Raw genomic sequence first — 5,368 nt, forward strand, 5'->3', positions numbered from 1 at the left:
CTCCTTACTACTGCCCCCTACTCTTATCCCCTTGCATAATCTGCTGAAGAAGTGCGCCCCAAGCGAAAGGATTAAGTAAGGGATTCGCTAAGCGTTGATTGATATTTCGATTAACTAAGCGATTATGATTATTTTGGAAGTTAAAACCCTGCATCTCAGCTCCATCTCTAGGAAGGGTGGCCATCATCGATGCTAAACTTTCACGCGAAACGTTCTTTTTAGCGATTTCAAGATCATCATCGGCAAACTTCATAGTCATGAATTCCTTTTTGAATTCGTCAGTACTTGCCCAAGGAAAAACTCTTACACCGGGAAGGTTAATCACCTCCTGCTTCATTTTCATTAAAATGGTATATTTATTATCAGACAAACCTAGTGGAATAACAACACCCTCTTTTTTATAGCCAACAGCCGTAAAAAGCAAGGTATCACCCTCATTGGCAACAAATGAAAAATAACCCTTATAGTTTGCTGAAAAATATTGATCTCTCCCCGATACATTCCTAATAGTTACGTAGGGAACAACCGTATTGCTATCACGGTTCATAATCACACCCGAAAATTGCACGAGCTTTTTGCCTCTTTCCTGCGCAAAGCCAGAAAAAGTACAAAACAGAAAGATAAAAAATATATAGTTCCGCATGCTCAAATTTAGTAAAATCGTAGGCGTTTGATGTTAATTACTGTTAAATATGAAAAAAGTCATTGATATAAAATTTTGAAAATTTACTTTAATCGCTCGGGTACAACTGCTTCAGGATCATCAATATCGGTCAAATTTACTGCCTCAACAGCTTCAATTTCAGGAACCGAACGCTTGATAGCTTGTTCAATTCCAGCCTTAAGAGTCATAATACTCATCGGACAAGAGCCACAAGAACCAAGTAAACGAAGTCGGACGATATTGTCGGAAGTAATTTCCTCTACGGATACGTTTCCGCCATCAGCTTCTAAATAAGGGCGGATAGTGTCTAACGCATTTTCAACTCTTTGCAACAAATCCATGGTTTTTTCTTTTTATAAAGATACGAAATTTTTAAAAAATGCTATTTAACAGCATTTAAAATTGCCACCTGCTGCGCTACTCGTTCAGTAATATCCATAAATGCCTTAGCCATCACACTTTCATCATCCAAAATAATTGGTTTACCACCATCGCCCGCATCGCTAATACTTTTCACTAGTGGTATTTCACCTAAAAATGGGGTGTCAAACTGCTTTGCAAGCGCCTGTCCGCCATTTTTGCCAAAAATATAATACTTATTATCAGGCAGCTCTGCTGGAGTAAAATAAGACATATTTTCAACAACACCGAGCAAAGGAATATTAATTGAATCCATCAAAAACATTCCAACACCCTTTCGAGCATCTGCAAGAGCCACATTTTGAGGAGTGGTTACAATAACCGCGCCCGTGATTGGAAAGCCTTGTGCAACCGTAATGTGTATATCTCCTGTTCCTGGTGGAAGATCAACAACTAGATAATCAATCTCTCCCCAGTCTGCATCATTAAAAAGCTGTTTTACAGCAGTTGATACCATTGGTCCACGCCATGGTACCGGCTGATTAGGATCCGTAAAAAAGCCAATCGAAAGTAATTTAATACCATACTTTTCAATGGGTTCAATTCTAGTCTTACCGTCTGCAGTCTGAGTGGAATTTGGCCTAGCACTCTCAAGTCCGAACATCATCGGTATTGAAGGGCCATATACATCCGCATCAATTAAACCAACACTTGCTCCCTTTTTTGACAAACCCAATGCTAAATTCACTGCCACAGTTGATTTTCCAACTCCCCCCTTACCCGATGCAACCAAAATAATATTCTTAATTCCTGCCAATGATCCCTCTGGTCGGCTGCTTACCCTTGAAGTCATGTTGATTGACAAATCAGCATCCTTACTAACAAAATGAAGTATTGCATTGCGGCATGCGTTTTCGAGCATGGCTTTCATCGGACAAGCAGGGGTTGTTAAAACGACCGAAAAGCTGATTTTAAGGCCATCAATCTTAAGATCTTCAATCATATTTAATGTAACAAGGTCCTTTTTTAGATCGGGATCTTCCACGTGACGAAGTGCATTATATATCTGTTCCTGAGTGATCATTTTTGAATATTAAGGAGATAATATTTTTGTTTAAGTTTACCCTCAAATCTACAAAAAGATTAATCTTAATCTTGGCTGATTAAGGTTTTTTACTCGAACAGACTAGCGTTTATTTGTCAAGCTAAAACCATTTTTTGTCAAAAAGCGTTATCTTTCTATATCGGAAGTTAAAATACATGCAGATACCTAAGAATTATTTAAGAATCGCCAAAATTTCACTAATTAGCTTACTAGCGATTGTGCTAATTGCCGGAGGAATTGCCTTTGCAAAACGAGAAGCTCTATTGAATGCAGCAATTAAGAGGGTTATCGATAAAGCTGAAAGGGACTATGATCTGGAGCTGAAAATTGAAAGTGCCTCTTTCGTAGGACTAAGTAGCGTGCAATTTAAAAACATTAGCGCCGTACCAAGGGATAGAGATAGCTTGGCTAAAATTGAAAACTTTAAAATAGGGGTTAAATTATTCCCGCTCATTTTTGGAGATATTAAACTAGCTGAAATAAACCTTGATGGAGGTATAATTAACTTAATAAAAAAAGACTCTATCAGCAATTATGATTTTCTTTTCCGCAAATCAAAATCTAATAATACCACTACAACATCTGAAATAGATCTGGCCAACTTTGCGAATAATCTGATTAATGAGATGCTTTATAAAATTCCGGATGACATGGATATCAGGAATTTTAAAATTAAACTTCAGGATGATTCAAACCTCGTCGACATACACACCACAACAGCGAAAATTGATGGTGGAGAGGTAAGTTCAAGCATTAAAATTAATGGAAATGAATCTACTTGGCATATTGAAGGTAGCGTCGATCCAGATGATAAACAGCTCAATCTAATGCTTTTTGCAGATAATAAAAAGGTAGAATTGCCATATCTGGAAAAAAAATTCGGGCTAAAGCTGAACTTTGATACCGCAAGAACAGAAATGAAAGGGCTCAAACGAAGTGGAGATGAGCTCAAAATTAGTGGCCTCTTTGAGGTTAAAAATATGCTGGTGAAGCATGCAAGAATATCTGCGGCAGATGTGATTGTTGAACATGCCTCGATGGATGCGGAAATGCTAATTGGTGAAAATTTTATTTCGATTGACAGTGCTTCAACCATTCACCTAAAAGATGTTGATATTCACCCTTTTATAAAATACACAGTTTCTCCAAGCAAAATCTATGAACTAAAAATACGAACCGATGAATTAGATGCTCAACAGATATTTAATTCATTTCCGCAAGGCCTATTTGAGTCCTTGGAAGGCATTCAAGTAGCTGGTAAACTACAATATAGCTTAGATTTTTATTTAGATGCTGAGAAACCTGATGATGTTATTTTTAGCTCACGACTAAAAAATAAAGGTTTTAAAATAAAAAAATGGGGTAAAACAAATCTGCAGAAAATCAATGGAAGCTTTGTTTACACGCCATATGAATATGGAAAACCCATGCGAGATATAATCATAGGTACGGAAAACCCCAATTTTACACCTATTGATCAAATTTCACCCTATTTAAAAAATGCACTTCTAACCGCTGAAGATCCTTCATTTTATAGTCATAATGGCTTTGTAGAAGAATCTATTCGAAAGTCAATTGCCACTAATTTTAAAGAAAAGGCATTCAAAAGGGGCGGAAGCACCATTTCGATGCAATTGGTTAAAAATGTATTCCTGAACAGACAAAAAACACTGGCTAGAAAGATAGAGGAAATTCTAATTGTATGGATCATGGAAAACGGGCGCTTATCAAGTAAACAACGTATGTTTGAAACCTATCTAAACTTAATTGAGTGGGGTAAAAATGTGTACGGTATTGGAGAAGCCTCTCAATACTACTTTAGTAAACATCCCTCAGAACTTAATGTTGGCGAAAGTATTTTCTTGGCTAGCATTGTTCCCCGACCTAAATCTGGCTTGTACCGTTTTGAGGGAGATGGAAGTTTAAGATCAAATCTTGCATCCTATTTTAATTTTATTGGTGGAATTATGGCCAAACGAGGAATGACACCTCCCGATAGTAATTATTATGGTTTCTATTCGGTACGTTTACGAGAAAGCTTAAGATCAGGATTACCAACAGATTCATTAGTAGTAGATAGTTTGCTGATTAATAGCGACTTAGAAGAAGATGGGTTCTTACAGCAACTTTTAATGATTAAAAAAATAGATAGCCTTCAACTGAAACAAAATACAAAAACCAGAAATATTTCGAAAGATACTAGCACTAATACGGTATTACCAAATCGTAAAGAGAAAAGGGAGCAAAGAAAACTGGAGAGAAAACCACCCAAAACAGATCAATAATTTAATCCAAATATTATCCATGAAAATAGAAATTGATGATAAACATTTTGAGCTTTTCTTAGAATACGAGCAAATAAAAAAGAGAATTCGTTTATTGGCTATTCAACTAAATGTTGATTTCGAAAATAAAATCCCGGTATTTATTGGCGTCTTAAATGGTAGTTTTATTTTTCTTGCGGATCTAATTAAAGAGATTCACATATCCTCTGAAGTTAGCTTTGTGAAGGTTTCATCCTACGAAGGCGATAAAAGTAGCGGAAAAATCAAAGAAGAAATTAGTCTGCAGATGCCTTTAAAGGATAGAGATATAATTATTGTAGAAGATATTGTGGATAGTGGTAAAACGCTTGAGTTTCTACTGAAAATGGTTGAAAAAGAAATGCCAGCATCGGTTAGTGTTTGTACACTCTTACTAAAACCCAAATCTTTAAAAGTTGAGCTTGATGAGATTGCTTACGTTGGTTTTGAAATCCCAGATGAGTTTGTAGTAGGTTATGGTTTAGATTATAATGGGCTAGGCCGAAATTTAAGAGATATTTATAAAGCTGTATAAACTATAATAATTGATGGGTTAAAGTTTGTACAAAATTGTATTTTTGAAAATATTTAAAAAGAAAAAATGACTATTCACAAAGAAGGATATACTTCAATTGCACTCTGCATTTTGTTTGTTTTTGTCCTTAATGCCCTTGTTCAATACCTTTTCCCCGACACAACATGGTTTATCTGGACCATTTACATATTATCTTTTGCCTTATTTTTAATTATTCTACAGTTTTTTAGGAGTCCGACTATTACGGTAGTACAAAATGAAGATCATGTTATTTGCCCGGCAGATGGTAAGGTAGTAGTAATCGAGGAGACTGAAGAAACTGAATTTCTTAAAGAAAAGCGTATTCAAGTTTCCGTATTCATGTCGCCAATCAATGTGCATATCAACAGAAACCCCATCTC

General features: G+C 36.0%; 6 protein-coding genes. 3 read left to right on the plus strand and 3 right to left on the minus strand.

Annotated features, from left to right (window positions below; genetic code table 11):
* Positions 1-7: 7 nt before the first annotated feature.
* The 3 genes from ACILQF_RS10200 to ACILQF_RS10210 all read right to left on the minus strand — a co-directional run bounded on the left by ACILQF_RS10200 (position 8) and on the right by ACILQF_RS10210 (position 2,108).
* Positions 8-643, minus strand: coding sequence for a hypothetical protein (locus tag ACILQF_RS10200; RefSeq protein ID WP_395627305.1), 636 nt, complete (start codon positions 641-643; stop codon positions 8-10).
* An 83-nt stretch (positions 644-726) separates the two neighbouring features.
* Entirely contained in the window at positions 727-1,005 is a 279-nt protein-coding gene (locus ACILQF_RS10205; RefSeq protein ID WP_395627306.1) for a NifU family protein, read from the minus strand.
* A gap of 41 nt (positions 1,006-1,046) precedes the next feature.
* Entirely contained in the window at positions 1,047-2,108 is a 1,062-nt protein-coding gene (locus ACILQF_RS10210; protein WP_395627307.1) for an Mrp/NBP35 family ATP-binding protein, read from the minus strand.
* 176 nt (positions 2,109-2,284) lie between these two features.
* Between ACILQF_RS10210 and ACILQF_RS10215 the strand changes: the two genes are divergently transcribed.
* The 3 genes from ACILQF_RS10215 to ACILQF_RS10225 form a co-directional block, all read left to right on the plus strand.
* Complete coding sequence (locus tag ACILQF_RS10215) at positions 2,285-4,414, plus strand: transglycosylase domain-containing protein (RefSeq protein WP_395627308.1); 2,130 nt, start codon at positions 2,285-2,287, stop codon at positions 4,412-4,414.
* Positions 4,415-4,433: 19 nt separating this feature from the next.
* Entirely contained in the window at positions 4,434-4,967 is a 534-nt protein-coding gene (gene hpt, locus ACILQF_RS10220; protein WP_395627309.1) for a hypoxanthine phosphoribosyltransferase, read from the plus strand.
* A 66-nt stretch (positions 4,968-5,033) separates the two neighbouring features.
* On the plus strand, positions 5,034-5,368 hold a 335-nt coding region (locus tag ACILQF_RS10225; protein WP_395627310.1), incomplete at its 3' end, for a phosphatidylserine decarboxylase.

The sequence above is a fragment of the Daejeonella sp. genome (assembly GCF_044232565.1).
Taxonomy (GTDB): Bacteria; Bacteroidota; Bacteroidia; order Sphingobacteriales; family Sphingobacteriaceae; genus Daejeonella.